At 66.0% G+C, this 25,317-nt stretch carries 22 protein-coding genes; 9 read left to right on the plus strand and 13 right to left on the minus strand.

Annotation, left to right across the window (positions count from 1 at the left end):
• Window position 1 precedes the first annotated feature (1 nt).
• The 5 genes from ABS767_RS13165 to ABS767_RS13185 all read right to left on the minus strand — a co-directional run bounded on the left by ABS767_RS13165 (window position 2) and on the right by ABS767_RS13185 (window position 1,873).
• Entirely contained in the window at window positions 2-292 is a 291-nt protein-coding gene (locus tag ABS767_RS13165; RefSeq protein ID WP_408079076.1) for a hypothetical protein, read from the minus strand.
• A 34-nt stretch (window positions 293-326) separates the two neighbouring features.
• Window positions 327-704 (minus strand): envelope stress response membrane protein PspC, encoded by a 378-nt coding sequence (gene pspC / locus ABS767_RS13170; protein ID WP_408079078.1) that lies wholly within the window; start codon window positions 702-704, stop codon window positions 327-329.
• 1 nt (window position 705) lies between these two features.
• Window positions 706-987, minus strand: coding sequence for an envelope stress response membrane protein PspB (pspB, locus tag ABS767_RS13175; RefSeq protein ID WP_408079080.1), 282 nt, complete (start codon window positions 985-987; stop codon window positions 706-708).
• Between the two features lie 4 nt (window positions 988-991).
• Entirely contained in the window at window positions 992-1,660 is a 669-nt protein-coding gene (gene pspA / locus ABS767_RS13180) for a phage shock protein PspA (protein ID WP_408079082.1), read from the minus strand.
• A gap of 66 nt (window positions 1,661-1,726) precedes the next feature.
• Window positions 1,727-1,873, minus strand: coding sequence for a hypothetical protein (locus tag ABS767_RS13185; protein ID WP_408079084.1), 147 nt, complete (start codon window positions 1,871-1,873; stop codon window positions 1,727-1,729).
• Between the two features lie 176 nt (window positions 1,874-2,049).
• On the opposite strand from ABS767_RS13185, the gene pspF reads away from it, so the two are divergent.
• Both pspF and ABS767_RS13195 read left to right on the plus strand, forming a co-directional pair.
• Window positions 2,050-3,084, plus strand: coding sequence for a phage shock protein operon transcriptional activator (pspF, locus tag ABS767_RS13190; protein ID WP_408079086.1), 1,035 nt, complete (start codon window positions 2,050-2,052; stop codon window positions 3,082-3,084).
• A 108-nt stretch (window positions 3,085-3,192) separates the two neighbouring features.
• Window positions 3,193-3,810 carry a superoxide dismutase gene (locus ABS767_RS13195; RefSeq protein WP_408079088.1) on the plus strand — a complete coding sequence of 206 codons (618 nt, stop codon included), beginning with the start codon at window positions 3,193-3,195 and terminating at the stop codon, window positions 3,808-3,810.
• Between the two features lie 56 nt (window positions 3,811-3,866).
• Here the strand turns inward: ABS767_RS13195 and ABS767_RS13200 are convergent, their stop codons facing one another.
• From ABS767_RS13200 to mtaB, 3 genes are all read right to left on the minus strand, one after another.
• On the minus strand, window positions 3,867-4,496 hold the full coding sequence (locus ABS767_RS13200; protein WP_408079090.1) for a septation protein A: 630 nt from the start codon (window positions 4,494-4,496) through the stop codon (window positions 3,867-3,869).
• 78 nt (window positions 4,497-4,574) lie between these two features.
• Window positions 4,575-5,507 carry a signal recognition particle-docking protein FtsY gene (ftsY, locus tag ABS767_RS13205; protein WP_408079092.1) on the minus strand — a complete coding sequence of 311 codons (933 nt, stop codon included), beginning with the start codon at window positions 5,505-5,507 and terminating at the stop codon, window positions 4,575-4,577.
• On the minus strand, window positions 5,504-6,742 hold the full coding sequence (gene mtaB / locus ABS767_RS13210) for a tRNA (N(6)-L-threonylcarbamoyladenosine(37)-C(2))-methylthiotransferase MtaB (protein ID WP_408079094.1): 1,239 nt from the start codon (window positions 6,740-6,742) through the stop codon (window positions 5,504-5,506). The genes ftsY and mtaB overlap by 4 nt, the downstream gene beginning before the upstream one ends.
• Here mtaB and ABS767_RS13215 point away from each other — a divergent pair.
• On the plus strand, window positions 6,741-7,319 hold the full coding sequence (locus ABS767_RS13215) for a DUF924 family protein (protein ID WP_408079096.1): 579 nt from the start codon (window positions 6,741-6,743) through the stop codon (window positions 7,317-7,319). The two genes, mtaB and ABS767_RS13215, sit on opposite strands and share 2 nt — an antisense overlap.
• Window positions 7,320-7,322: 3 nt before the next feature.
• Here the strand turns inward: ABS767_RS13215 and ABS767_RS13220 are convergent, their stop codons facing one another.
• Window positions 7,323-8,963 carry a putative bifunctional diguanylate cyclase/phosphodiesterase gene (locus ABS767_RS13220; protein WP_408079098.1) on the minus strand — a complete coding sequence of 547 codons (1,641 nt, stop codon included), beginning with the start codon at window positions 8,961-8,963 and terminating at the stop codon, window positions 7,323-7,325.
• 221 nt (window positions 8,964-9,184) lie between these two features.
• Between ABS767_RS13220 and ffh the strand changes: the two genes are divergently transcribed.
• From ffh to rimM, 3 genes are read left to right on the plus strand one after another with little or no spacing between them, the layout of a single operon-like run.
• Window positions 9,185-10,666: a signal recognition particle protein gene (gene ffh, locus ABS767_RS13225; protein WP_408079100.1), complete on the plus strand. Its 1,482-nt coding sequence runs from the start codon at window positions 9,185-9,187 to the stop codon at window positions 10,664-10,666.
• 38 nt (window positions 10,667-10,704) lie between these two features.
• Window positions 10,705-11,214: a 30S ribosomal protein S16 gene (rpsP, locus tag ABS767_RS13230; RefSeq protein WP_408079102.1), complete on the plus strand. Its 510-nt coding sequence runs from the start codon at window positions 10,705-10,707 to the stop codon at window positions 11,212-11,214.
• Between the two features lie 3 nt (window positions 11,215-11,217).
• A complete protein-coding gene (gene rimM, locus ABS767_RS13235; RefSeq protein ID WP_408079104.1) occupies window positions 11,218-11,694 on the plus strand; it encodes a ribosome maturation factor RimM in 477 nt (158 codons plus the stop codon).
• 123 nt (window positions 11,695-11,817) lie between these two features.
• Here the strand turns inward: rimM and ABS767_RS13240 are convergent, their stop codons facing one another.
• Window positions 11,818-12,216: an XRE family transcriptional regulator gene (locus ABS767_RS13240; protein ID WP_408079106.1), complete on the minus strand. Its 399-nt coding sequence runs from the start codon at window positions 12,214-12,216 to the stop codon at window positions 11,818-11,820.
• Between the two features lie 373 nt (window positions 12,217-12,589).
• Here ABS767_RS13240 and ABS767_RS13245 point away from each other — a divergent pair, with 373 nt between their 5' ends.
• Window positions 12,590-13,969, plus strand: coding sequence for a glycosyl hydrolase family 18 protein (locus ABS767_RS13245; protein ID WP_408079108.1), 1,380 nt, complete (start codon window positions 12,590-12,592; stop codon window positions 13,967-13,969).
• Between the two features lie 171 nt (window positions 13,970-14,140).
• Here ABS767_RS13245 and ABS767_RS13250 read toward each other — a convergent pair whose 3' ends face one another.
• From ABS767_RS13250 to ABS767_RS13260, 3 genes are all read right to left on the minus strand, one after another.
• Window positions 14,141-15,025, minus strand: coding sequence for an aspartyl protease family protein (locus tag ABS767_RS13250; protein WP_408079110.1), 885 nt, complete (start codon window positions 15,023-15,025; stop codon window positions 14,141-14,143).
• Between the two features lie 75 nt (window positions 15,026-15,100).
• Window positions 15,101-15,481 carry a DoxX family protein gene (locus tag ABS767_RS13255; protein ID WP_408079112.1) on the minus strand — a complete coding sequence of 127 codons (381 nt, stop codon included), beginning with the start codon at window positions 15,479-15,481 and terminating at the stop codon, window positions 15,101-15,103.
• 38 nt (window positions 15,482-15,519) lie between these two features.
• A complete protein-coding gene (locus tag ABS767_RS13260; RefSeq protein ID WP_408079116.1) occupies window positions 15,520-16,155 on the minus strand; it encodes a TetR/AcrR family transcriptional regulator in 636 nt (211 codons plus the stop codon).
• A gap of 173 nt (window positions 16,156-16,328) precedes the next feature.
• Between ABS767_RS13260 and ABS767_RS13265 the strand changes: the two genes are divergently transcribed.
• On the plus strand, window positions 16,329-17,501 hold the full coding sequence (locus tag ABS767_RS13265) for a glycosyltransferase (protein ID WP_408079118.1): 1,173 nt from the start codon (window positions 16,329-16,331) through the stop codon (window positions 17,499-17,501).
• A gap of 139 nt (window positions 17,502-17,640) precedes the next feature.
• Window positions 17,641-25,314, plus strand: a complete 7,674-nt coding sequence (locus tag ABS767_RS13270) for a hypothetical protein (protein ID WP_408079120.1) — start codon at window positions 17,641-17,643, stop codon at window positions 25,312-25,314.
• Window positions 25,315-25,317 lie beyond the last annotated feature (3 nt).

A 25,317-nucleotide genomic window follows, 5' to 3' on the forward strand; every position in this document is an offset into this window, starting at 1 on the left:
TTCAGCGCAGGCTGTCGATTTCGCGGGCGGTCCGCTCGGCGGGGTCGGTGGCGATGCGTTCGAGCACCGCGATCCGCTCCTCCAGCCGGCTGACCTGGCCGTTCAGCCGCTCGTTCTCGTTGGTCAGCAATTCGATCTTGCGCTCGGCCTTGGGGTCTTCCTTTTCGGCCATCCCCATCCATTCATTCTCGATCGGGTATCCGTGCTTCGCGCGGATCCAGGTCGATGCGAGCCATCCGAAGGTCGAGATCGCAATGATCGCGATGACGAAGCCCGGTCCACCCCAGTTCATGTCGTGTCTCCCTGTTCAGTCGATCGGCGCGCGCTCAGCGCAGGCGCTCGATCTCGTCGGCGAGCTGCGTGTTGCGGCTCGTGTAGAAGGTTTCGATGTCGGCCATGCGGCGGTCGATATCGCGCAGCTTGGAGCGGACTTCCTGGGTCGAGCGGCGCGGATTGGCCCGCACGCCCTGCCAGAATTTCGCGTCTTCCTGCGAGTCGTAGAGGCCCATGGGCTTCTGCGAGACGACCATCGCCAGGCCGATATAGACGAAGAACATCAGCGGGAAGGTGGCGAAGAACAGAACGAGGAAGCCCAGGCGGATCCACAGCGGGTCGACCCCGGTATATTCGCCCAGACCCTCACAGATCCCGAGCCATTTGCCATTGACCTTGTCGCGGTACAGTTGCGTGCGGCTGACAGACATCTCAGTTCCTCCGTGCGCGTTCGAAGTCGGGGAGTTCGCGGACCGGGGGCAGATCATTGCCCCGCAGGCGGAACTCGGGATTGTCGGCGGCGATGATCCGTTCGATGGTCATCAGGCGGTCTTCCAGCCGACGGGCGGTGTAGTGGAGTTCGTCGAGAAGGTTCTCGTCCTCCCCGGTCAGCGTCTTGGCCTGCTTCCACTTCGTTACATAGTGGAGGATGACCCAGGGCATTCCGATGAAGAGCATGCCCACGACACCGATCGGAACCAGAATGTCTTCCATCGGATCAGCCCTCCTTGTTGAGGCGTGCCTTGAGCGCGGCGAGCTCGGCGTCGACCTTCTCGGCCGACTGCAGCTCGGAGATTTCCTCCTCGAGCGTCTTCTTCGGCGCACCCAGGCTCAGCGCATCGGCGCGGCCCTCGGCGAAATCGACGCGGCGCTCGAGCAGGTCGAAGCGGCTGAATGCCTCGTTGACCTTCGACCCATGGGTCATCTCGCGCAGCCGGACGCGGTTGTTGGCGCTTTCGAGGCGCGTCATGATCGCGTTCTGGCGGGCACGGGCGTCGCGCAGCTTGGTCTGCAGCTTCGAGATGTCCTCTTCCGACGCGCGCAGCGCATCGTCGAGCACGGCGATCTCCGCCGACAGCTGGTCGCACATGTCGTACGCCTTCTGGCGCTCGACCAGCGCGGCCTTGGCCAGGTCCTCGCGGTTCTTGCTCAGCGCCAGCTCGGCCTTTTCGGTCCAGCTCGCCTGCAGGTTCTCCAGCTTGGCGATGTGGCGGCGCATTTCCTTCTGGTCGGCGATGGTGCGGGCCGCGCTTGCGCGGACCTCGACCAGGGTCTCCTCCATTTCGAGGATGATCATGCGGATCATCTTCGCCGGGTCTTCCGCCTTGTCGAGAAGGTCGGTGACGTTGGCGGCGATGATGTCGCGGGTGCGAGAGAAAATGCCCATCTGAAACATGCTCCTTGAAACTCGTGCCGCCGGGCGGGCTAGGGGGTACCCGCCCGGCGGGATCGCTTACGCGATGGCGCGGACGGCAACCGACCCCGACTGCGGCGCGGTGGCGGCCGGGCCGATCACACTCGCGAGGCAGGTGGTGCTGACGACCAGCGTGCAGGCGATGGCTGCGAGCGTGGTGCGAAAGCTGTTGGTGGCCTTGTACATTGTTTCCGTCCCTTGATTCTTGTTTGGGTCGCCGCCCTTCACGGCTTGTCGGGAACATTGCAGGGGGCGTGCCAAACTTGAAAAGTCGCGCATTTCTGCGGGTTTCCGCGCATCATTGCGCAGGCTGCAAACTCGGCACTTGCCAAGTGTTGGGGAAATATACCAAGAGTTCGCACATGGAACGGACTACCCATGTCGTCGGCCAGTCAGGGGCGTTTCTCGACGCGCTGGAGCACGCCTCGCGCGCCGCTGCGCTAGACCGTCCGGTGCTGGTCATCGGCGAGCGTGGAACCGGCAAGGAGCTGGTCGCCGAGCGTCTCCATCGTCTCTCGCCGCGCTGGGATCAGCCGCTCGTCATCATGAACTGCGCCGCGCTGCCAGAGACGCTGATCGAGGCGGAACTATTCGGCCACGAGGCGGGCTCGTTCACCGGCGCGACCAAGGGCCGGCCCGGCCGGTTCGAGGAAGCCGATGGCGGCACGTTGTTCCTCGACGAGCTCGGTACGCTCAGCATGGCGGCGCAGGACCGATTGCTCCGCGCCGTCGAATATGGCGAGATCACCCGGATCGGCGCGTCGCGCCCGCTACGTGTCGACGTCCGCATCGTCGCGGCGACCAACGAGCATCTGCCCGATCGTGTCGCGCAGGGGACGTTCCGCGCCGACCTGCTCGACCGGCTGTCGTTCGAGGTGGTGACGCTGCCGCCGCTGCGCGCGCGCGCAGGCGACATCCTCGTCCTCGCCGAATTTTTCGGGCGCCGCATGTCGTCGGAGCTGGCCCGCGAGTGGGAAGGCTTCGGGCCGACCGCGCTCGACGCGCTCACCGATCACGACTGGCCGGGCAATGTCCGCGAGCTGCGCAACGTGGTGGAGCGCGCCGTCTATCGCTGGGACCGCGCGGGGCCGGTCGATTCGATCCAGATCGACCCCTTCGCCTCGCCCTATCGCCCGCGTCCGATGCCGCACGGCATTCCCGGCAATGCCGCCCCGGTCCAGCTCACGACCGAAGAACCCGGCCCGCTCCCCCAGCGCGAGGACGACCTGTCGGGCGACTTCAAGAGTCGCGTCAGCCGCTTCGAGCGCGAGCTGCTGAGCCGCGCGCTCGCCGAAAACCGCTACAACCAGCGCGCCACCGCCGAGGCGCTGGGGCTGAGCTACGATCAGCTCCGCCACGCGCTCAAGCGCCACGAACTGCTCAACGCAGGCGGCTGATCGCCCGTTTCGATCGCGTCACAAGAAAAATTCGTGCGGCAAAGCGCGCCCTCATGCGTTAGTCGGGCGTGCAACCGAAACAATCGCCAGAAAACGGAGGGTAATCCCATGGCATTCGAACTTCCGACGCTCCCCTATGCGAAGGACGCGCTGGCGCCGACGATCTCGGCCGAGACGCTCGATTTCCACTATGGCAAGCACCACAAGGCCTATGTCGACAAGACCAACGGCTTCGTCGCCGACAAGGGGCTCGAGGGCAAGTCGCTGGTCGAGGTGATCCGCCACGCCAAGGAAACCGGCGACAAGGGTCTGTTCAACAATTCCGCCCAGATCTGGAACCACAGCTTCTACTGGTTCGGCCTGACCCCGGAAACCAAGGAGCCGAGCGGCAAGCTCGCCGAGATGATCGAGAAGAGCTTCGGGTCGAAGGAAGAGCTGGTCAAGAAGCTCATCGCCGAAGCGACCGGCCACTTCTCGAACGGCTGGGGCTGGCTGGTCCTGGACGGCGACGAGATCAAGGTGACCTCGCTCCACGACGCCGACACGCCGGTGGTCTATGATTACAAGCCGCTGCTGACGATCGACGTGTGGGAGCACGCCTATTACATCGATTACCGCAACGCGCGTCCGGGCTATCTGGAAGCGATCACCAAGATCATCGACTGGGACTTCGTGGCCGCCAACCTCGACGGCGAAGGCGTGAGCCGGGCCGACCAGGCCGGCTGATCTTCCCGATCATCGATTGCAGAAACGGGCCGGGGGAAACTCCGGCCCGTTTTGACTCACCCCTCGGGCGGCAGCGCTTTGTCGACGATCTCGCCGTCGGTCTTGAGTCCGTGGCGGAGCAGCAGCGGCACGTTGCCGATCGCGAAGAGCAAGGTCAGCGGCACGACCCCCCACAGCTTGAACGCGACCCAGAAATCCCAGCTCTGCGTGCGCCAGACAATCTCGTTGAGCACCGCCATCGCCGCGAAGAACACCGCCCAGTTGATCGTCAGCAGCCGCCATCCGCGCGCGGTCAGGCCGGGATAGGCGCTTTCGAGCAGCATCTGGAGGAGTGGCTTGTTGGTGATCAGACCATAAGCCAGCACGATGGCGAACATCGAATAGACCAGCGTCGGCTTGATCTTGATGAACGTCTCGTCGTGAAACCACAAAGTCAGGCCGCCGAACACCAGCACCAGAACGCCGGAAATCCACAGCATCGGCGAAATATGCCTGGTCTTCCACAGCGACAGTCCCATCGCCAGGAAGATCGCGACCATGAACGCGGCCGTCGCCGCCAGGACGCGGGCGAGCTGCGGCCCGCCCATGAAGCTGTTGACCGCAAAGAACACGGCCAGCGGACCGAAATCGATCAGCATGCGCAGGCCGGGGGAGGGGGCGGGTTTCGTGGAGGCGGATTCGGTCATGCGATCACTCTACAAATCGTCTCGGGCTTGTCGAAGAACGTAATGGTCTGCTGCGAGAGCGGGCCCACGAGCAGGCGGCTAGCTTCGCGTCAACGCCTCCACCCCGGCGATGATCCGCGACACTTCTCGGGGATCGAAGCCGCGCAGGTCGTCCACCTTCTCGCCCACGCCGATCGCATGGATGGGAAGCCCATAGGCCTCAGCGGCGGCGACTAGGACACCGCCGCGCGCGGTCCCGTCGAGCTTGGTCATTACCATGCCGGTGACCCCTGCGACTTCCTTGAACACCTCGATCTGGTTGAGCGCGTTCTGCCCGGTGGTCGCGTCGAGCACGAGCAACACATCGTGCGGGGCCTCGGCGTCGAGTTTGCCCAGAACGCGCCGGATCTTGGCGAGTTCGTCCATCAGTTCGCGCTTGTTCTGCAGGCGCCCGGCGGTGTCGACGATCAGCAGGTCGATCCCCTCCGCGGTCGCCCGCCGCAGCGCTTCGTGCGCCAGCCCCGCGGCGTCGCCGCCCTCCGCGCCCGCCACGATCGGCACGCCGATCCGCTCGGCCCAGGTCCGCAACTGCCCGATCGCGGCCGCGCGAAACGTGTCGCCCGCCGCGACCATCACCTTCAGCCCCTGATCCTTCAGGATCGCGGCCAGCTTGGCGATCGTGGTCGTCTTGCCGGATCCGTTGACGCCGATCACCAGCATCACCTGCGGTCGCGCCTTGTCGGTGATCAGCGGCTGGGCAACCTTTGCCAGCACCTTTTCGATCTCCTCGGCGACGATCAGGCGGATGCCCAGCTCCTCCATGCCACGCTCTACCTGCTCGTCGGCCAGCCGGGCGCGGATACGCGCGGCGGTGGCGGGGCCAAGGTCGGACGCGATCAGCGCCTCCTCGATCTCGTCGAGTTGCGCGTCATCGAGCCGCCCGGTACCGAGCCCGGCCAGATTGCCGACCAGTCGGTCCGACGTCTTTTTGAACCCGCCGAGCAGACGGTCGCGCCAGCTGGGGCCGCTCATGCCTGCGCTCCGATCAATTTGCCGTTCTGCACGTCCGTGATCTTCACCTGTTGAACCGATCCAATTTCACTTTGCGGAAGCAGCACCTCCGCGAAATTCTCCGCATGCCCGCGATCCCCCGGCCGCTCGACCAGCACGCGCTGTGTCGACCCGACCGTGCCGCGCAACCAGTCCGCGCGCCGCGCCGCCGCCCGCTCGCGCAATGCCGCCGCGCGCGCCTTCGCCACGCCCGGCGCAACCTGCGGCATCCGTGCCGCCGGCGTTCCCTCACGCGGGCTATAGGGAAAGATATGCGCATGGACGATGTCGCAATCGTCGATCAGTGCCAGCGTGTTCGCGGCCATGCCCTCATCCTCGGTCGGAAAACCGGCGATCAGGTCGGCGCCGATCGCGATTCCCGGCCGCGCCGCCTTGAGCCGCTCGACCAGCGCCACCGATTGCGCCCGCGAATGCCGCCGCTTCATCCGCTTGAGGATCATGTCGTCCCCCGCCTGAAGCGAGAGATGGACATGCGGAAGCACGCGACGCTCCTGCGTCAGCAGCGCGAACAACCGGTCGTCGATCTCGATCCCGTCGAGCGAGGACAGCCGCAGCCGTTCGACGCCTGTATGCGCGAGCACGCGTTCGACCAATTGCCCGAGCGTAGGGGCGCCGGGCAGATCGGGGCCATAACTCGTCAGGTCGACGCCAGTCAGTACGATCTCGCGATGCCCCGCATCGACCAGCGCCTGCACCCGCTCGATCACCGCGCCCGCCGGCACCGACCGGCTGTTGCCGCGCCCGAACGGGATGGCGCAGAACGTGCAGCGATGGTCGCAGCCATTCTGCACCTCGACGAACGCGCGCACATGCGCGGAAAAGCTCGCGGCCAGATGCGGCGCCGTCTGGCGCACGGCCATGATGTCCTGCACCAGCGCCGCGTCGTCCGACGCCCATGATCGCGGCAGGAGCTTCTCGGCATTGCCGATCACCCGGTCGACTTCTGGCATCTTCCCGAACGACGCGGGATCGATCTGTGCCGCGCACCCTGTTACGACGAGCTGCGCCTCGGGGCGTGCGCGCCGGGCGCGGCGGATCGCCTGGCGCGTTTGGCGTACCGCCTCGTTGGTGACCGCGCAGCTGTTCACGACGACCACATCGCGGGAGCCGAGCAGCGCGCGGATCGTTTCGCTTTCGGCAAGGTTGAGCCTGCAGCCCAGGCTGATAACCTCGGGTGCGGCGACGGAGGAAGACATGGGTGGCGATCTAGAGACGCGCGGGGTCGAAGTCCATGGATGCGCGAAATCGGTGCTCGACTTCTGGTTCGATGAAGTGGAGCCCGAACAGCAATTCGCCAAAGATCCAGAACTCGACGCGGAAATCGTTCGCCGGTTCAGCCGTGCCCACGACATCGTGATGGCCAGCGGTGCCGCAGGCTGGCGCGATGCTCCGGATACGTTGCTGGCGGCGGTCATTCTGCTCGATCAGTTCAGCCGCAACATGCATCGCGGATCGCCGCAGGCCTATGCCGCCGATCCACTCGCGCTCGCGCTGACGCTGGAGGCGATCGGCAAGGGTTGGGACCACGACCTAGCGCCTGAGCGCGCAGCGTTTCTCTACATGCCGCTGATGCATGCCGAGACTGTCGAGGCGCAGCGGATGAGCCTTGAGAAATTCACCGCGCTCGGCCGTCCCGAAAATCTGCGCTTCGCGATGGAACATGCAGTCGTGATCGAGCAGTTCGGGCGTTTTCCCACCCGCAACGCCGTTCTGGGCCGTGAGTCGACACCCGCCGAAGGCGACTATCTCAGGCGTCCCGACGCCGGCTGGTGACGGTCAACCCGTCCGACGCCCGTGACGCGCGGCAGGAAATTCGCCCTCCATGGTCGGCGGAGGGGGCGGTTGGACCAGCATGCGGCGCTCCGCGAGCAACCTGCGCGCGCCGGCGACCGACAGCGGCTTGCCATAGTGCCAGCCCTGCGCCTTGGAGCAGCCCAGAGCCTTCAGTCGTGCCTCGATCGCTGCGTCCTCGACGCCCTCGGCGGTGATGGGGAGGTTGAGGCTTTCGCCCAGGCTGACGATCGCGTTGACGATCGCGGCTGAATCGGCGCTCTCGTTGAGCGAGATGACGAAGCTCTTGTCGATCTTGATCCGGTCGAACGGCAATGCGCGCAAATGGGCCAGCGACGAATAGCCGGTGCCGAAATCGTCCAGGGCCAGCCGGGCGCCCTGGTTCTTCAGGCTACCGACGATCGACTGGGCGAGCGAGAGGTTGTCGAACAACGAACTTTCGGTGATCTCGATCTCCAGTCGGCTCGCGGGGAACCCGGTCTCGGTCATCACCTTGATGATCTTCTGCGCCAGCCACGCATCGCGCAGCTGGAAGGGCGAGATATTGACCGACAGCGTGATCGCGCTGTCCCAGTCACGGGCTGCGGTGAACGCCTGCTGCATCAGGGACAGCGACATCTCCGCAATCATGCCGGTTTCTTCGGCGATCGGGATGAACAGATCCGGGCTGATCAATCCGCGTGTCGGATGCTCCCAGCGCGCCAGCACCTCGAATCCGATCAGGCGGCCGGTCTGCAGGTCGATCTGCTGTTCGAAATAGGGGACGATCTCGCCGCGCGGGATCGCGGTACGCAATCCGCTCTCGAGCTCGTTGCGCGTTTGCAACTCGCGCTCCATCGACAGGTCGAACCAGGCATAGCAGTTCCGGCCTGCCTTCTTGGCCGCATACATTGCGATATCGGCGGATCGCATCAGCGAGTCGATCGAACTGCAGTCGAAATCCGATCGGGCGATCCCGACCGAGCAGCTGACGTGCAGGCGCAGGCCTTCGGCCTCGAACGGTTGCGACATCTGGGCGATCAGCTTTTCCGCAATCCGCTCGATCATGTCGGGCTGCGCAGGATCGAACAGGAAGGCGCAGGCGAATTCGTCGCCGCCCAGTCGCGCGGAGAGCGAATAGGGGGGCATCGCGCCCGCGATTTCGCCCGCCGCGGCGCGCAGAAGGGCGTCGCCGACGGCATGGCCGTGCATGTCGTTGATCGTCTTGAAATGGTCGAGGTCGATGATGAGCATCGCCATCGCCTTGCGCCGCTTCTGGGCACGCACGAACATCGCCGCCCCCTCCTCGGCGAGACTGCGCCGGTTGAGGAATCCGGTCAGCGGATCGCGACTAGCCAGAATTTGCGCGCGCTCTTCCGCGGCGGTGCGAACCCGCACCTCGTTGGTCAGTCCCTGGTGGCGCCGCCAGCCGAACAGGATGAGCGCGACGTTGAGCAACAGGGCGATCACCAAAGTGCGATCGGCAGGCGCCGCGCCTTCCAGATAGTGGCGCAGCGTCTTGGAAAGAACCGAGCTGCCGGTGCCGACGAACATCAGGATCGCGGCGACGCTGATTGCGCCAGTGATCAGGTTCGAGCCGTTCGATGCATTCCCGCTGCGGTCTTCATCTTCAACGCCCAGCGACATGCCGAAATTGCTCCCCACTCGATCGATCGGCTCCTATCTCATGGGGACCGTGTAGAAGGGGTTAAAGCACGGGGCGGTTGCACTTATCTGCACTTGCGGCTATGCGACGCCCGATCGTTCCCAGGAACGTGACGACATATGCCCCCGGGCAACGCTGGCCGACGAGGTTTCGTCCGCCGGCGTTTTATGCGTTTCGGACTTGAGAACAATGGGAGAAGCGAGTGTTTGACAGTCTGAGCGAGCGGCTTGGCGGCGTATTCGACCGTCTGAAGGGCCGTGGCGCGCTGACCGAAGCCGATGTGCGGACCGCGATGCGCGAGGTGCGCATCGCGCTGCTCGAAGCCGATGTCGCGCTCCCGGTCGCGCGTAGCTTCGTCGACAAGGTGACCGAACAGGCGGTCGGCCAGCAGGTGCTGCGGTCGGTCACGCCGGGCCAGCAGGTCGTCAAGATCGTCAACGACGCCCTCGTGGCGATGCTCGGCCCCGATACGGCCGAGCTGGAGCTCGATGTTACGCCGCCGGCGGTCGTGATGATGGTCGGCCTGCAGGGGTCGGGCAAGACGACGACCACGGCAAAGCTGTCCAGGCTGCTGAAAAAGCAGGGCAAAAAGGTGATGATGGCGTCGCTCGACGTCAATCGCCCGGCCGCGCAGGAACAGCTGGCGGTGCTCGGCACGCAGACCGAGGTCGCGACGCTGCCGATCGTCGCGGGGCAGCAGCCGGTCGACATCGCCCGGCGCGCGCTTCAGGCCGCGAAGCTGCAGGGCTTCGACGTGCTGATGCTCGATACTGCGGGTCGCCTGCACGTCGACCAGCAGCTGATGGACGAGATGAAGGCGGTCGCCGACATCTCGAAGCCGCAGGAAATCCTGCTCGTCGTCGACTCGCTGACCGGCCAGGACGCGGTCAACGTCGCGCAGAACTTCTCCGACCAGGTTCCGCTCACCGGCGTCGTACTGACCCGCATGGACGGCGACGCACGCGGCGGCGCCGCGCTTTCGATGCGCGCAGTCACCGGAAAGCCGATTAAATACGCCGGTATCGGCGAAAAGCTCGACGCAATCGAACCCTTCCACCCCACCCGCGTCGCCAGCCGCATCCTCGGCATGGGCGATGTCGTCTCGCTGGTCGAAAAGGCTGCGCAGGCGATCGAGCAGGAAGACGCCGAGAAGATGGCGGCGCGGCTGGCCAAGGGCCAGTTCGACATGAACGACCTGCGCAGCCAGTTGGGGCAGATGCGTAGGATGGGAGGTCTCGGTGCGCTGGCGGGGATGATCCCGGGGATGAAGAAAGCGCAGCAAGCGATGGCTTCGGGGGCGGTCGACGAACGCATCCTGCTGCGCATGGACGCGATGATCACGTCGATGACGCCCAAGGAGCGCGTCAAGCCCGAGCTGATCAATGCCAAGCGCAAGATCCGCATCGCCAAGGGTTCGGGCACGACCGTTCAGGACGTGAACAAGCTGCTCAAGATGCACCAGGAAATGTCCACCGCGATGAAGCGCATCAAAAAGATGGGTGGGCTCAAGGGGATGCTGGGCATGCTCGGCAAGGGTGGCATGGGCGGGCTCGGCAATGCGCTGGGCGGCCCGCAGATGGGGGACATGATGGGCAAGCTCGGCGGTCCCGGCGGGCTTCCCGGCATGCCCGGCGGCGGCGACATCCCGCCCGACCTCGCAAAGCTTTTGAACAAGAAGAAGTAACCGTTTCAACACTTTGAATTTTAGAAGGAAGATCAACAATGGCACTCAGCATGCGTCTGTCGCGTGGCGGTTCGAAGAAGCGCCCTTATTACCGCATCGTCATCGCCGATGCGCGCTCGCCCCGCGACGGCAAGTTCATCGAGAAGATCGGCACCTACAACCCGCTGCTCGCCAAGGATTCGGACGAGCGCATCAAGCTCGACAGCGATCGCGCGAAGCACTGGCTGAGCGTCGGCGCGCAGCCGACCGACCGCGTTGCCCGCTTCCTCGACGCCGCCGGCGTCCGTGAGCGTGCGGCGAAGAACAACCCGAACAAGGGCAAGCCGGGCGAGAAGGCGACCGAGCGCGCCGAGGAGAAGGCCGAGAAGCTGAAGGCCGCCGAGGAAGCCGCCGCCGAAGCGAAGGCCGCTGCCGAAGCCGCTCCGGCGGAAGAGCCCGCCGCCGAGGAGGCTCAGGCCGAGACCGTCGAAGTCGCGGCCGAGGCGATCGAAGAGGCGACCAGCGACACGCCGTCCGAAGAGGCTGGCGAAGAAAAGGCCGAGGGCTGATCCTTGGATCTCGACCGCCCCGTCACGCTCGCCGTGGTTATCGGCGCACATGGCGTGACGGGGGAGGTTCGCCTGAAGGTGTTTGCCGACGATCTGTCGGCGCACCGCAACCTGAACGGCGGGGCGTTGACGCTCAAATCGGTACGGCCCGGAAATAACGGCGCGATCGCGCGCTTTGCCGAGGTGACCGACCGCAATGCCGCCGAGGCGCTGCGTGGGACGGAACTTGTCGTCCCGCGCACGGCGCTCCCGCCCTTGGGCGAGGGCGAATATTATCATGCCGACCTGCTCGGCCTTCCCGTCGTTTCGCAAGGCGGGCAGCCGATCGGCACCGTCGTCGCGGTCGAGAATTTCGGCGCGGGCGACGTGATCGAGATCGAAAAGCCGGACGGCAAGCGCTTCATGGTCCCGATGCGTGCCGAAGCGGTTCCGACCTGGGACGATACCGCGTTGACGCTTGCAGACGGGTGGGCGGACTGACGCATCGGCGATCGTGCCGCACAGCGCGACGCGACGATATCGAAAACGGCTTAGCTTGGCGATTCAGCCCGCTACCTCCGGCCTTAAGCACAGATCGCGCGCCGATCGCGTCAAGCAGGGGCGCTATCCATGCTGCGGGACGGTGCCGACAGGGAGACTGTCGACGCGTGCCAGGTTCAGCCGATTGCGCGGGGACTGATCGACCGAACGACAATGCGGCAACGCCGGCATCCCAACGGCAGCCGGTTCGGGCGCCGGGTCCCGAATGACAAGCTCGACCTCGATCCCCGCCACGGCTGCCATGTCGATCAGATTGCCCAAGGCAAAGCGGGACAGCTTGCCTTGCAGGAGGCGGTTCAGATTCGAACGGTGGATGCCGAGGCGGGCGGCAGCCTTGGCCTGCGGCTGGCGCCAACGATAGACTTCAGAGCAAAGCGCGTCGGCAATGGCCTGGCGCGCCCGCGTGCTTGGCGTGTGGCTCCCCCTGTCGGAGGGTTTGCGTCCCTGCTTGGCCTTTTCCATGCCGGGTCGGATATGGCACGCCGCGGCGTGGACGATCTAAATGCGACCAAGGCCGATCCGGGGCGCACGAAGCGCGTCCTCCCGCGGCTGACCGGCAGCACCTGACTTCCTGGTCGCCCCGCGGTCGCCCTTCGTCGCAGGGGCCTCGTCGGCTGGTCATGCGGGCATCCATGCGTGCAGAATGATCCGACCTCACGCATGTCTCGCTTCGCTTCTGGTCCTCGCCGCATGCGACAGCGGCGGCGGTGGCAGTGTATCCACGCCCACCCCGACGCCCACGCCGTCGCCGTCCGCGACGCCCACGGTCGCGATTGCAGTCACCCCCGCAAGCGTTTCGCTTTCGAGCAACGCCGTCCAACGCTTCGCCTGTACTGTGACGGGGAGCAGCGACACCGGCTGTTCCTGGTCGATCCAGGAATCGGGAGGCGGGACGGTCGCGGCGGACGGCACCTATGTCGCACCGGGCGTTGCCGGCATTTTCCATGTCGTCGCCACGAGCAACGCGAACCCGGCCAAAACCGCCATCGCCACCGTGACGGTCACGCTGCCGGCCGCTGCAAAGCCATGGGTGACGGCCTATTATCTCGGCTGGTTCTGGGACACGATGTACCCGCCCGAGAAGGTCGACGCATCGGCATTCACGCATCTCGTCTTCGGTCGCGTGGCACCGGGTCGTGGCACGCTGGGCGGCGCGGCGGGCGACGTCGTCCCGGGCGGGGGCACCGCGCATCAGGCGGGTCTATCGCCCGACGGGGTGCGCAGCGTCGAGGACTATCTGGTCAAGCGCGCGCACGACGCCGGGCGCAAGGCGCTGCTGATGGTCGGCGGGGCAGGCGACGGCGATGGGTTCATCGCCTCCACCTCCGACGCGCTACGACCGGGGTTCGTGCGCAAGCTGGCCGATTATCTGATCGCGCACGATTATGACGGGCTCGATCTGGACTGGGAGGACCGCTTCGAGGGGAGTGAGCATCTGACCCCCGCGGTCGACGGCGTCGAGGCCAAGCGCCGCGCGATCCAGCTGATCAAAGACCTGCGTGTCGAGCTTGCCAAGCGGCCGCGCTATCAGGGCGCAGGACGCGCGGCGCTGATCACGTTCCCGGGCTATACCGTGTCGATCAACGAGCTGGAGCCCAATGGGAAAGTCGAGCAGTGGCAGGCGGACATCGCCAACCTGGTCGATCAGTACAATCTGATGAGCTATGGCATCGGGACGACCTGGAGCGGCAATGGCTGGCTGTCCTGGTTCAGCAGCCCGATCTTCGGCGCGACGGGCAAGACGCCGCGCGACCTGGCGACCTCCGTCGCGGCTTATGAAAGAACGGGCGTCCCGCGAAGCCGTATCGGCATCGGCATCGGCTTTTTCGGCATCTATTTCGGCCCGGGCGTTACCGGACCGCGCCAGAATACAGAGGCCAACCGCATCTTCGAGGTCGACGATGTCGCCCTGCGCTATTCCGAGCTGGTGCGCATGGGCTACCTGTCCAACGGCACCTATCATTGGGACGATGTCGCCAAGGTCGGCTATCGCAGCTATGCGAACGGCGGCTACACGCCGCCCGGATCGAAACGCAACCGTGCCGGCTTCCTGTCCTATGAAGACGAAGCCTCCATCGCCGCAAAGGCGACCTGGGTGCGCGATACCGGGGTCGGGGGCACGATCGTCTGGGCGATCAATTACGATTACCTTCCCGACGGCCGGAGCCCGTTGCTCAGCGCGGTCAAGCAGGAGTTCAAGCCCAGCGCGCCGTAAGATGGCGCGTCGACTGAACTGATCGTACCCGAATTTTTCGGGTCGCCGGGCATGGGCGGGTCCGGCTGGTGCAGCGGTCTTGTCGACCCCAGCGTCGCTCGCTCTCCCGAACCAGCTTCGGACCGTCAGAGATGTGCGGGCTAACGCCCGAGCTCGGCCGGGAGGGGGAGATCAGTTCTTGATCGCCTGGTCGAGCGGGATCGCCGGCTTGGGCGGCACCGGCGGGGTGCCGATCCAGGCAAGCCCGCGGCCCAGATCGAATGTCACCACCCAGTTCCGCAGGAACGGCATGCCCAGATTGCCGTCCATGATCATGTCGGGCGTGAAGGCATCGCCCGTCACGGCGCGGACGTCACCCATGACTTCGAAATCGGCCGGCTGCTTGCCTTCAAGCGTGGGATTCATGCCGACCAGTTCGGCAATCGGCTTGGAAGCGAGCACGGTGCCGCCATTGCCCGAGTCCAGCTCGAACCACAGCGTACCTTTCTTCGATGGCACGGCCACCATCACCGCCAGCGCGCCGCCGTCGATCTCGCGCTTGAGCCGGACGCGGAGCGGGCGCATCTTCGCGATCCGCGCCGCACGGCTGGCTTCCGATTCAAGCGTGAGCGTGCCGGCGGCGAAATCGAGCGTCACCGTGCGGCCTTCGAACAGGTTGAGCCCGACAATCCCATCGAGATCGGCATCGCGTGGATTGTTCGCGCCCATGTTGATGAGACCAAGGATCGGCGGCTTCATTGCGATGCCGCCAAGGGTGATCGGGATGGTCTCGCCGCAATGCGGCCCCTGACTACGCGTGCCCATCATGTTGTAGCCGGTCAGTCGACCCCATGGCTCGCAGCCCGCCCGCTTGGCGCTTTCAGGGGAGACGAGGGTGATCCCGGCGCCGGTATCGAACAGGTACAGGCCGGTTTTGCCGCCGACTTCGGCCTCTACCGCCCAACGCGTTCGCCATTGCCGCATCTGAACCACCGCGTCGGGCGAAGGAGCTTGTTGGGCTGCGGCTTCGGGTGCCATGGCCAGGAGCAGCGCGACGGCGCCGTGCAGATAGTTCATGGGAAGCTTCCTCTAATCCGGTTGATTTGCATGCCTGGATGCGGCGGACGCCGTGGCGGACGGCGCTTGGTCCAGCTACTTGCCGGCCGGGCCACGCGTCCGCAGCTCTAGGCCGGCCCAGAGCAGGGCGCCGAGCGTGCAGCAGATCAGCACCGGTATCGACACCACCTCCTCGAGACGCGCGTGCATCGCGACCGCTCCGCCCAGAAAGGCGGTCAGCAACGCGCAGCCAAGTGTGGCGAATCTGCGGGTGAGATAGGCACAGATGCCGACCGCAAGGATAAGCGCGAGCACTCTCAGATGGTGCGGGGGATATTCGATATGCGCCAGCGCGCCTGCGAAGGTCTGCGGCCAGGCAATCATGACCAATGCGTCGACGGCGAGGGCTGCGCTTGCGATCGCGGATGCGACCCAGCCTGTGGTCGGCGAAGGGGGGAATCGGGACGGATTGGACACGAAACGGACCTTTTCAAGGGCGGGGTGAGACCGGAGCGTCAGGCGACCCGGTCGAGGCCTATCGCCGGAGATTCGACGAGCATGTGCGCGATCGCGCCGGCGAGCGATCGGGCATGATGGCGATTGCCCTCTTTCCGGCGGTTGAGCAGGGGGGCGCTCTCAGCAACGGCGTGCGCGAGCACGACCATGTCAGCAGCGATCCGCTCCGCGGCGTCGACCGTGTGACCGCCGAGCCAGACGGCCAGCCCGTGCTGGAGCGGCTCGATCACCTGGGTTTTCAGGCTGTGCTGGAGCGAGGGATGGGCTCCGTCGTGCCGGATCAGCGCGCGGTGGACTTCGGCGAACTGGCCCGAACCGAAAAAGGCGAGCAGTTCGCCGAGGTAGCGCTCGAGGGCCGCGAGCGGCTGATCCGGGGCAGGGGGTGGCGGAAGGTCCCGGCACAGCTGCTCGATCGCGACGCGCATCGCGGCGGTGAAGAGATCCTCGATATTGGCGAAGTGATTGTAGATCGTCCGGCGCGTCAGACCGGTTTCGCGCGCGATATCGTCGAAGGTCACCCCGGCTATGCCGTGGCGCGCCGACAGGACGCGTCCGGCGGCGAGGATTGCGGCGCGATTGTCGCGTCGGCTCCTCTGCACACCGCGCTGCGGTGCGATATTCGTGACAACATACATCGCTGCCCCTCCTGCGCGCTAAAGCCCCGCCTTCGCGAGATTTTGGCTGGCGTGCCGCAGGTCTGCGATCAAAGCCGACCGGCACGCGACCGGCGTCGAATTTCACATCGGTGGGAAGGAACGGGGCATGCACCGCGGGGCCGCTTCGTCTCTAAGCGCGGACGGAGGACGCGGTGAGAATCTTGGCGAGCTGGGAACTCGGGCTTGGCTACGGGCATGTGGCGACGCTGGCACCGATCTGTCGCGCGCTGAGGACGCGCAACCATCATGTGACGCTCGCGGCGCGCACGCCCGGCACGGCGGTGCGGCTGGAGCGGGACGCCTTCGATGTCGTGACGGCGTGTCCGCGCTACTGCGGCCCGGTGCCGCGCGGCGAGACGCTGACCTATGGCCAGGTGATCGCGCCGGCGGGCGCTGTCGATCCGGCAGCGGCGATCCCCCTGGTCCGTGAATGGCTGACGCTGTTCGAGCGGTTCGGGCCGGACGCGCTGATGGCGGAGCACGCGCCGGTTTCGCTGCTCGCGGCTCATGTCGCCGGGCTGCCGGCGGTGCGGCTTGGCTCCAGCTTCGTGGCGCCGAGCGCGCGGAGCGTGACTGCGAGCCTCTTGCCCTGGGCGTCGCATGACGCGCATGCGCTGGCGGCGGCCGCTCCGGCGGACCAGGTGGTTCGTGAGGTCTGTCGGTATTTCGGGGCGGCGCGGCTGGCCGGGCTCGTCGAGCTGGTGGGGGGTGCGTCGCTCCATTCGCTTGCCTGGCCGGAACTCGATCATCACGGACCTGGCGCTTGCGGCTTTTATTACGGGCCGCTGGTCGGGATCGAGGCGCATGCGCGGCCCGAATGGCCGGCGGGCGAGGGGCCACGGACGCTGGTGTACTTGCCCTTCGACCGTCCGGCGAACTTGGCGGTGGCGCATGCGCTGGGGGCGCTGCGCTGGCCCGTGCTCTGGCACTCGCCGACACCGCCGCCGGCGGAACTGCCTGCCAACATCAGCTATTGCGCGGAGCCGATCGACCTGGCCGTCGTCGGGCTTCAGGCCGAGCTCTATGTCGGGCGGGGTGGCTATGGCGCGTCGGCGGTGATGCTTTGTGCAGGCGTGCCGCAGTTGTTGCTGCCCGACACGCTGGAATCCCTGTTGCTCACCTATCGTCTGTGTCGCGCTGGTGTGGCTCGGTCGCAGGCAGCCTCGGCGGGCGCCCATGCGGTTGCGGAGGCGCTGTCTCGTATCGGTCGAAGCGACGAGATCCGGACGCGCGCTTCGGCGATTGCGGCGCGCTATTCCGGTTGGTCGCGCGCGCAGATGACGGAGTTTCTGGTCGACGATCTGCTGATCGGCATGCGCCGGTGAGAAACTGCACGGGCGCGTGAAGTTTCACAGTGGCGTGCAGATTGCACGTTGGAGATCGCCCGCGAACATCGGCATCTGCCCCGGCTGTTCATACCGGCGCGCGACTCCGTGCCGGCCTCCCATGCACTGGAGCAGCATCATGGCGCATATCTCGTTTCCGACCCGTCTTCCCACTCGCTCTGGCAGCAAGGGGCGCCGCGCCCTGTTCATGAGCGCCGCGACGCTCGCCATCGCCATGTCGTCGACTGCGGCGCGCGCGGAGTGCCTGGGCGAGGCGCAGGTCGTGTGCGAGGGCCAGTCCGAGCCGTTCGTGATGACGGTGCCGAACGGGACCGTGACCGTACAGGGCGGCGCGACCGTCGGGAGCCAAGCCAATACCGATGCCGCGCTCCGCTTCAACGCACCGGGCCGGCTGATCGTGAATGGTGGCGTCTTTTCCCAGGGGTCGGCGGTCTCGCTGGCCAGCGGCCTGGTCGACCTCGACGTCAAGATCGGCAGGACGGGCACGCTGGCCGGCGCCTATGCGGTGCAGCAGCCCGGTGATGACGGCACCTTCAACGGCAACGCCATCAAGCTCGACAATTCGGGCCTGCTGCGCGGCACCGGCGGCACGGCGGTTGACGCGCGCGCGTCGAGCGTCGAGCTGCGCAATCGCGCCGGCGGGCGCGTCGAGGGCGGGATCGCGGCAAGCCAGTTCGCAACGATCAACGATGGCATGATCGCGGCGGGCGACGTGTCGGCGGTCCGCGCGGAGTATGGCGCGTTCACCAACACTGGCACAATCGCCAACGCATCGGCGACCGAAGCGACGATCGCCGTCGGGTCGATCGAAGGTTCGAACACCGGTGTGATCGAGGCGCACGGTACGGCACCGGCGATCTCGGCCGATTATCTCGATCTGACCAACGGCGCGAGCGGGGCGATCCGCAGTGCCGGCGGCACGGCGATCGACGTACGCGATGCCGCGAGCATCGAAAATGCCGGGCAGATCGCCGGCGGCGTGACGCTGGGCCGGTTCGGCGACCAGTTCTACCAGCGCCTGGGCGGCAGCGTGACCGGCGCGATCGCGATGGGTGACGGCGACGACGCGTTCTGGCGCGAAGCAGGGGCGGCCGGCACGGCCGACCGGCCGACCGAAGGTCTCGACGGCGGCAGCGGCACCGACACCTATGGCCTGCGGATCACAAACTCGGGCAGCTTCGCGCTGGGCGCGCTTCCGACCGGTTTCGAGCGCTACGGCATCGACCTGTGCGGCTGCGACCTCGACGTCACGATCGCGGCCGAGACGCTGACCGGCGGGCTCGACGTCTCCGGCCCCGGCATGGTCACCAATCTCGCCAGCTTCACATATTCGGGTTCCGATGCGGGGCTCACGCTCAGCGCATATAATGATTTCAGCGACGACTATTCGACGCTGACCTTCGTCAATCGGGGCACGCTCGACTTCACCGGCGTGCAAACCCCGGATGTCGATGCTCCCGATGCGTTGATCGAGGCCGGCGCGTACAATACTCGCTTCGTCAACGCCGCCGATGGGACGGTCAATCTCGCGGGTGAGGCCACCTATGGCGTCTATTCAGGCGGCTTTGGGTTCGGCGACAATGAATATGGCTTCGTCAACCAGGGCATCATCCATGCGCAAGGCGCGGTCGTCGCGGCGGTGGGCGTGCGCGGAAGCGGCTACAACAGCGGCACGATCTCGACCGACAATGACGATGGCGTCGCGCTCGAGGTTTCCCTCTACGGCAATTTTGTCAACGACACCGGCGGCACGATCCGCGGCGCGCATGCCGTCGACCTGTCCTATGGCGCGAGCCTGACCAACCGCGGCACGATCGCGAGCAGCGGTGCGGATGCGGCGATCACAGGCTATACCAACCGCTATACCGGCCCGATCACGGTGATCAACGACGGGGAGATCCGCGCGGACGCAGGCGCGGCGATCGCGATCGGGGCGGAGGGGCCTTCCGGCACCCGGCTGGCCAACAGGGGCAATATCGTCGGCGACGTCACGTTGAGCGGCAGCGGCGAGGACATGGTTTGGCTGGCCGAAGGCAGCTCGATCCAGGGCAATTTGTCGACCGGCGCCGGTAACGACACGCTGGTCGTCGATCTTGGCCGCCTCAAGCAGGACGGCAGCGTCGACACCAGCGGCCTGGTCTCCGGCACGGTCGACATGGGCGACGGCAACAACGTCCTCCAGGCGCGCGCTGGAAGCACGCAGACCTTCGCGGTGCTTCAGGGCAACGTAACGGGCTTCAGCGGCGGTACGATCTATGAGGCGGCCGGCGCCGACACGGTGCTGACGCTGCAAGGTCCGCTCGACGGCACTGGCGGCCATCAAAGCTATGACGGCCTGCTGCGCGTCGCTGGCGACGGTCGCGTGGTGCTCGACATGGCATTCAACAATGGCGGATATGCGCGCCCGTCGATCATCGTCGAGCGCAATTCGACCGGCAGTGTCTTCGGTGACAGCAGCCAGGGCCTCGACCTGGTGATCGGCGCGAGCGTAGTCGGCGGGACCGAAGGCATCGCCGTCGATGCGACCTACGCCCGCCGCGTCGAGCTGTTCGCGCAGCGCGGCTTCATCGGCATCACCGGGGGCACCGCGCTCAAGACGGGTGTCGGCACCGAGGTGCTGATTTCGAACAGCACCGACCTGCGCAAGAGCGGCAAGGCCTATGGCGTGCTGATCGAGGCGGACGGCAGCACGATCATGAACCGCTCGACGATCTGGGAGGATTCGAAGGCGGCCGAGGTCGGGAATTTCGGGCTCGGCGTCGATCTGCGCTACAGCAGCTTCACCAACGATCGCAGCAATCTGGGTGTGGGTCGCGTGAACATGCAGGGCGTCGGCCTGCGACTCGACAACTCGCAGGTCTATAACAGCGGCGACATCATCAGCGCGCACGATAATGCGCTCGAGCTGACCGGATACGGTACCAACATCCTCGTCAACAACGCGGCCGGTACGATCCAGGGTCACAAGACCGACAATGCTTCGGGAACCGCGGGGGCGGCGATCGTCGCAACGGACTATTCGAACGACATCGTCGAAAATGCCGGGACGATCACCGGCGACGTCCTGCTGGGCGAGGGCGAAGACCTGTATGTCGCCAATGGCGGCAAGATCGTGGGTAACCTCGACATGGGGGCGGGCGACGACACCGTCCTGACCCGCAACGGCGCCGCGCTCGATGTCAGTGGCACGGTGACGGCCGGCGAGGGCATCGACGCCTATGGCCGATCCTTTACCAGCAGCGGCAGCTTCGACCTTGGCACCAACGTCATGCCCGCGGACTTCGAACTGCATGGCGTCGAAGCGTCTGGCGCGGCGACCCAGGTGACCGTCACCGCCGCGACGACGCAGAGCAAGGGTCTGCGTGTGCTCGGCGACGGGACCGTGACCAACACTGCAAACTTCGACGTTACGGACGAGGAAGCCGCCTATGCCGCGATCGAGGCGAGCGACCCGCGCGGTGACGCCAGCCTGCACCTGATCAACAACGCTACGCTGAAGAGCGTGAATTACGGCGTGCTCGCGTCCAACGGGCTGTCGCGGTTCGACAACAGCGGATCGATCAGCGCGCGCAAGGACGGTGTCTATATCGACCGGACCGGTGTCGGCGCGTTCACCATGACCAACGGTGGTGCAATCAGCTCGACCGAAGGCCGCGGCGTGTTCGTTGCGGCGGAAACCTATGGCGATGATTCGTCGCTTGCGGCGGACGGCGCCAGCATCGACTTTTCGAATACGGGTTCGATCAGCGCCCAGGCCGCCGGCAGCGAGGCGCTGGTGCTCTACAGCGAATTCGGCGGCGTGAAGGCGAACAACAGTGGCTCGATCTCTGCGGCAGGCAATTATGCGACGGGCGCAAGCATCACCGGCTACAGCTATGACGTCACCAATAGCGGCACGATCGCGGCGACCGGCCTGAGCGGGACGGGTCTGTTGCTCTCTGCATTGGGCGGCATCGACGACAAGGACTGCATCGACCCCGAGACCACGCGCACAGGCACGTTCGTGAATAGCGGCAAGGTGTTGGCCAATGGCGGCGGAAGCAACGTCGGATCGTCGCCGAGCCTTGCAACGGGCGTATTCGCCACATTGATGGGGGATCATGGCGTCACCAGCATCACGAACGCCGCAGGCGGCTCGATCGAGGCGACAGGCGCAATGTCGACTGCGCTGCTGATCGCCGGGCTGGACGACGAAGGCTATGGAAGCACCAGCGTCGATGCAGCGCTCCGCCTGTTCGAGCTGAACAATCTCGGCACAATCCGTGGAGGCGCGGACACCGTCATCGACGACCGCTATTTCGACGCGGCCGGCGTGCTTCTCAAGGCGCCAAATGGCGCTGAAGGAGAGGGCGGCAGCTACAGCATTGCCGGCGGCATCCAGACGATCAACACCACCGACATGGTCCGCAACCTCACAGGCGGCACGATCATCGGCAATGTCGATCTGGCCGATGGCGACGACGTGTTCGAGAATTACGGCACGCTCCAGGGCGATCTGCGTCTTGGGGAAGGCGATGACCGCTTTGTCTATGCCGCCTCGGGTACCTTCACGGGCACCGCCTATGGCGGGGCGGGCAACGATACGCTGATCGTCGACGCCACCGGTGGCGGCACGATCAACTTCGACCAGTTCCGCGAGTTCGAGATTCTGGGCCAGCGCGGCAGTGGCTCGATCACGATCCGCGGCACCACGGATCTGGAAACGTTGAGCATGGCGGGCTCCAACGTCACGGTCGTTGCCGGCACGCGTTTCCAGACCCAGGGCGCGATCGCGCTCGCCGGGTCGGATGCGGCGGAATCGGTGACCGTTTCCGGCACGATCGGCGGCGGGCTCGACATGGGCGGCGGGAACGATACCGTCACGCTGAATGCCGGTGGCGTGGTCGAGGGCGATATCGATCTTGGCGCGGGCGATGACCGGCTAGTGCTCGCCGGCGGCACGGCGACGGGCCTGATCGACGGCGGCGACGGCATCGACACCGTCGCGTTCCAGATCACGCAGGACACGAGCGACCTGCCCAACGTTACCAATTTCGAGTCGCTCGATGTTTCGGGCAACGCGCGGCTGACCATCGGGATGAACCAGAACTTCGACACGGTGACGTTGCGCAACGGGGCCGACCTGACGCTCAACGAAGGCAGCGGTGACTATCATATCGGCAACATCATCGGCGACGACAGCGCGCAATCGGTGATCCTCAATACCGCGCTCACCGGCGGCGTGTCGCTGGGCGGCGGGGACGATTCGCTGACCATGAGCCTGATCGGAACGCTCTCCGGCGCGCTGGACGGCGGGGCGGGCAACGACGTGCTCAACCTCAACCTGACGGGCGAGGCGAAGATCGCCGGGGGGATCGCCAGCTTCGAGACGATCAACATCGCGGGCGGCTCCGCGCTGACCCTCGGCGGTACGATCGGCGCCGATCAGACGCTGAACTTCGACGAGAACGACAACCAGTTGATTGTCGATGGCGGCTCGATCCTGGGAACCGTCAACGGCGGCGCCGGGAACGACACGCTGGTGTTCAACACGCAGGCCGACCAGACCGCGACGCTCGCCACGGCCAACATCCTCAATTTCGAGGACATCGTGGCGAACGGCGGTGGGACGCTGGCGATCACCGGCAACGGCAGCTTCCAGACGATCTCGGTGGATCAGGGCGATCTGACCCTGGCTGCAGGGAGCGCGATCACGGCGGGGCACACCAATTTCGGAGCGGGCGACAATGTCCTCACACTGTCGAGCGGCTCCACGCTCGGCGGCGCGATCGACGGCGGCGAAGGCACCGATCGCCTGGTGCTCAACCAGGCGGCCAACACCGTCCGCAAGTTGCAGAGCGTCAACGTCACGGGCTTCGAGGAGCTCGAGTCGGGCGGTGCCGGCGAGCTGGTCATCGACCGCGATGCGCAGTTCGACGTGGTCGACCTGTTCGGCGCCAAGATGACCGTCGCGGCAGGCTCGACCCTGGTCGTGCCGACGCTGGCGGGCAATGAGGGTGCCAACCAGCTGAACGTCCAGGGCACTGTCGTCGGCGATGTCGCGCTCGGGGCGGGCAACGATCGCCTCACCCTCGGCCATCTCGCGGCGATCACCGGCACCGCGACCGGCGGGTCCGGATACGACACGCTCGAGTTCGATACCGCGGGTACCTATGCGGCGCCGACAAGCTGGAACGGGCAGGGCTATGCGGACTTCGAGGCGCTCAACGTCGCGGGCGGCGTCGTCTCGCTGACCAACAATGTGAGCTACGATACGGTCTCGGTGACCGGCGGCCGGCTGATCGGCCAAGCGGGCACCACGATCTCGTCGGCCAAGACGCTGGTCGTCAGCCACGGCGCGACGTTCGGCTCGGCGGGCACGGTCAACGCCAATATCGAAGTGCGCGGCACGCTTTCGCCGGGCGCCTCGCCGGGCACGATGACGGTCAACGGGAACGTGCTGTTCACCAACGGCTCGAACCTGCTCCTCGAAGTGGCGCCGACCGGCAGCGACCTCCTGAACATCTCGGGGACGATGACCATCCAGACCGGTGCCACGCTCGATATCACGGGAATCCTGCAGTCGACTCCGGGCGGCGCGCTCGATCTGGTGGTGGCGCAGGGCGGCATCACGGGGGGCTTCACGACGATCAACAAGTCGGAGACGGTGTTCGGCTTCGTTGCCACGCGCGGCAACCGCATTCAGCTCGTCGGCGAGTTCCAGGACGATGCGGCGTTCGGCCTCAATGCCCGGGATTCGATCCGCTATGCCAATGACGTGCTGGGTGGCGGCGAGATGGTGCAAGCCTTCACCGCGGCACTGCCGGGGCTGGTCGAGACCAACGGTGCGTCGCGCCAGTCCGGCTTCGCCCAGCTCAGTCCCGAGGCTTATGCCGCCGCCGACCAGGCCAGCGTGGAGAATGGGCTGCTGCTCGTCGATACGATGCGCAACATCGACAAGGCGAACAAGGGTCTGGTGGGCTTCCACGGCTTCGCCCAGGGGCTGTACCAGGAGAGCGCGCTGGGCGGGGACGCCTATTACGGCTCGCACGATCTGCGCAGCGACAGCCGTGGTCTGCTCGGCGGGTTCGGTTACGGCTTCTCGGAGAGCGCGCGGGTGAGTGCGTTCATCGGGACCATTTCCACAACCCAGAAGCTGGAGGGCCTTGGCGCTTCCTCCGAGCTCGATGGGGTCCAACTGGGCGTGTCGGCGAGCGGGGAAGTGGCCGGTTTCGACCTGCGCGCGCTTCTCGCCTACGATCTGACCAATGCCAAGGCGGAGCGGACCGTCTTGGATAGCGTGGCATACTCGCGCTACGATCTGGGCGGCCTCGCTGCCGATCTGTCGGCGAGCTATCCGATCGCGCTGGGTTCCGCCCGGATCGAGCCGCGCGTTGGCCTGAGCTATATCGAGGGGCGGCGCGATGCGGTCAACGAGACGGGGTCTGACTTCGCGCTCGCCCTGGGCAAGAAGCGTAGCGACGCGCTGTTCGGCGACGCGGCGATCGGCGTGAGCTTCGATCTCGGTGGGATCAAGCCCTGGGCGGAGGCGGGTGTACGCCATCAGTTCAGCGGCGATAACGGCGTTGCCTGGGCATCCTATACCGATGCGACGGCCGGTGGCGCGGCGATCGCCGTCGCTGCCGATCGCGGGCAAACCGCGGCACGACTGGGCCTCGGCCTGACGGCGTCGGTCTCGCAGAACATCCGTCTCAACGTGAGCTACACCGGCGAATTTGGCTCCGGGGTCGGCAACCAGTTCGGCGACACCGCGCGGCACAACGTAAATGCGGGTGTGACGATCGGCTTCTGAGCG

This window comes from Sphingomonas plantiphila, from assembly GCF_046000505.1.
Lineage (GTDB): Bacteria > Pseudomonadota > Alphaproteobacteria > Sphingomonadales > Sphingomonadaceae > Sphingomonas > Sphingomonas plantiphila.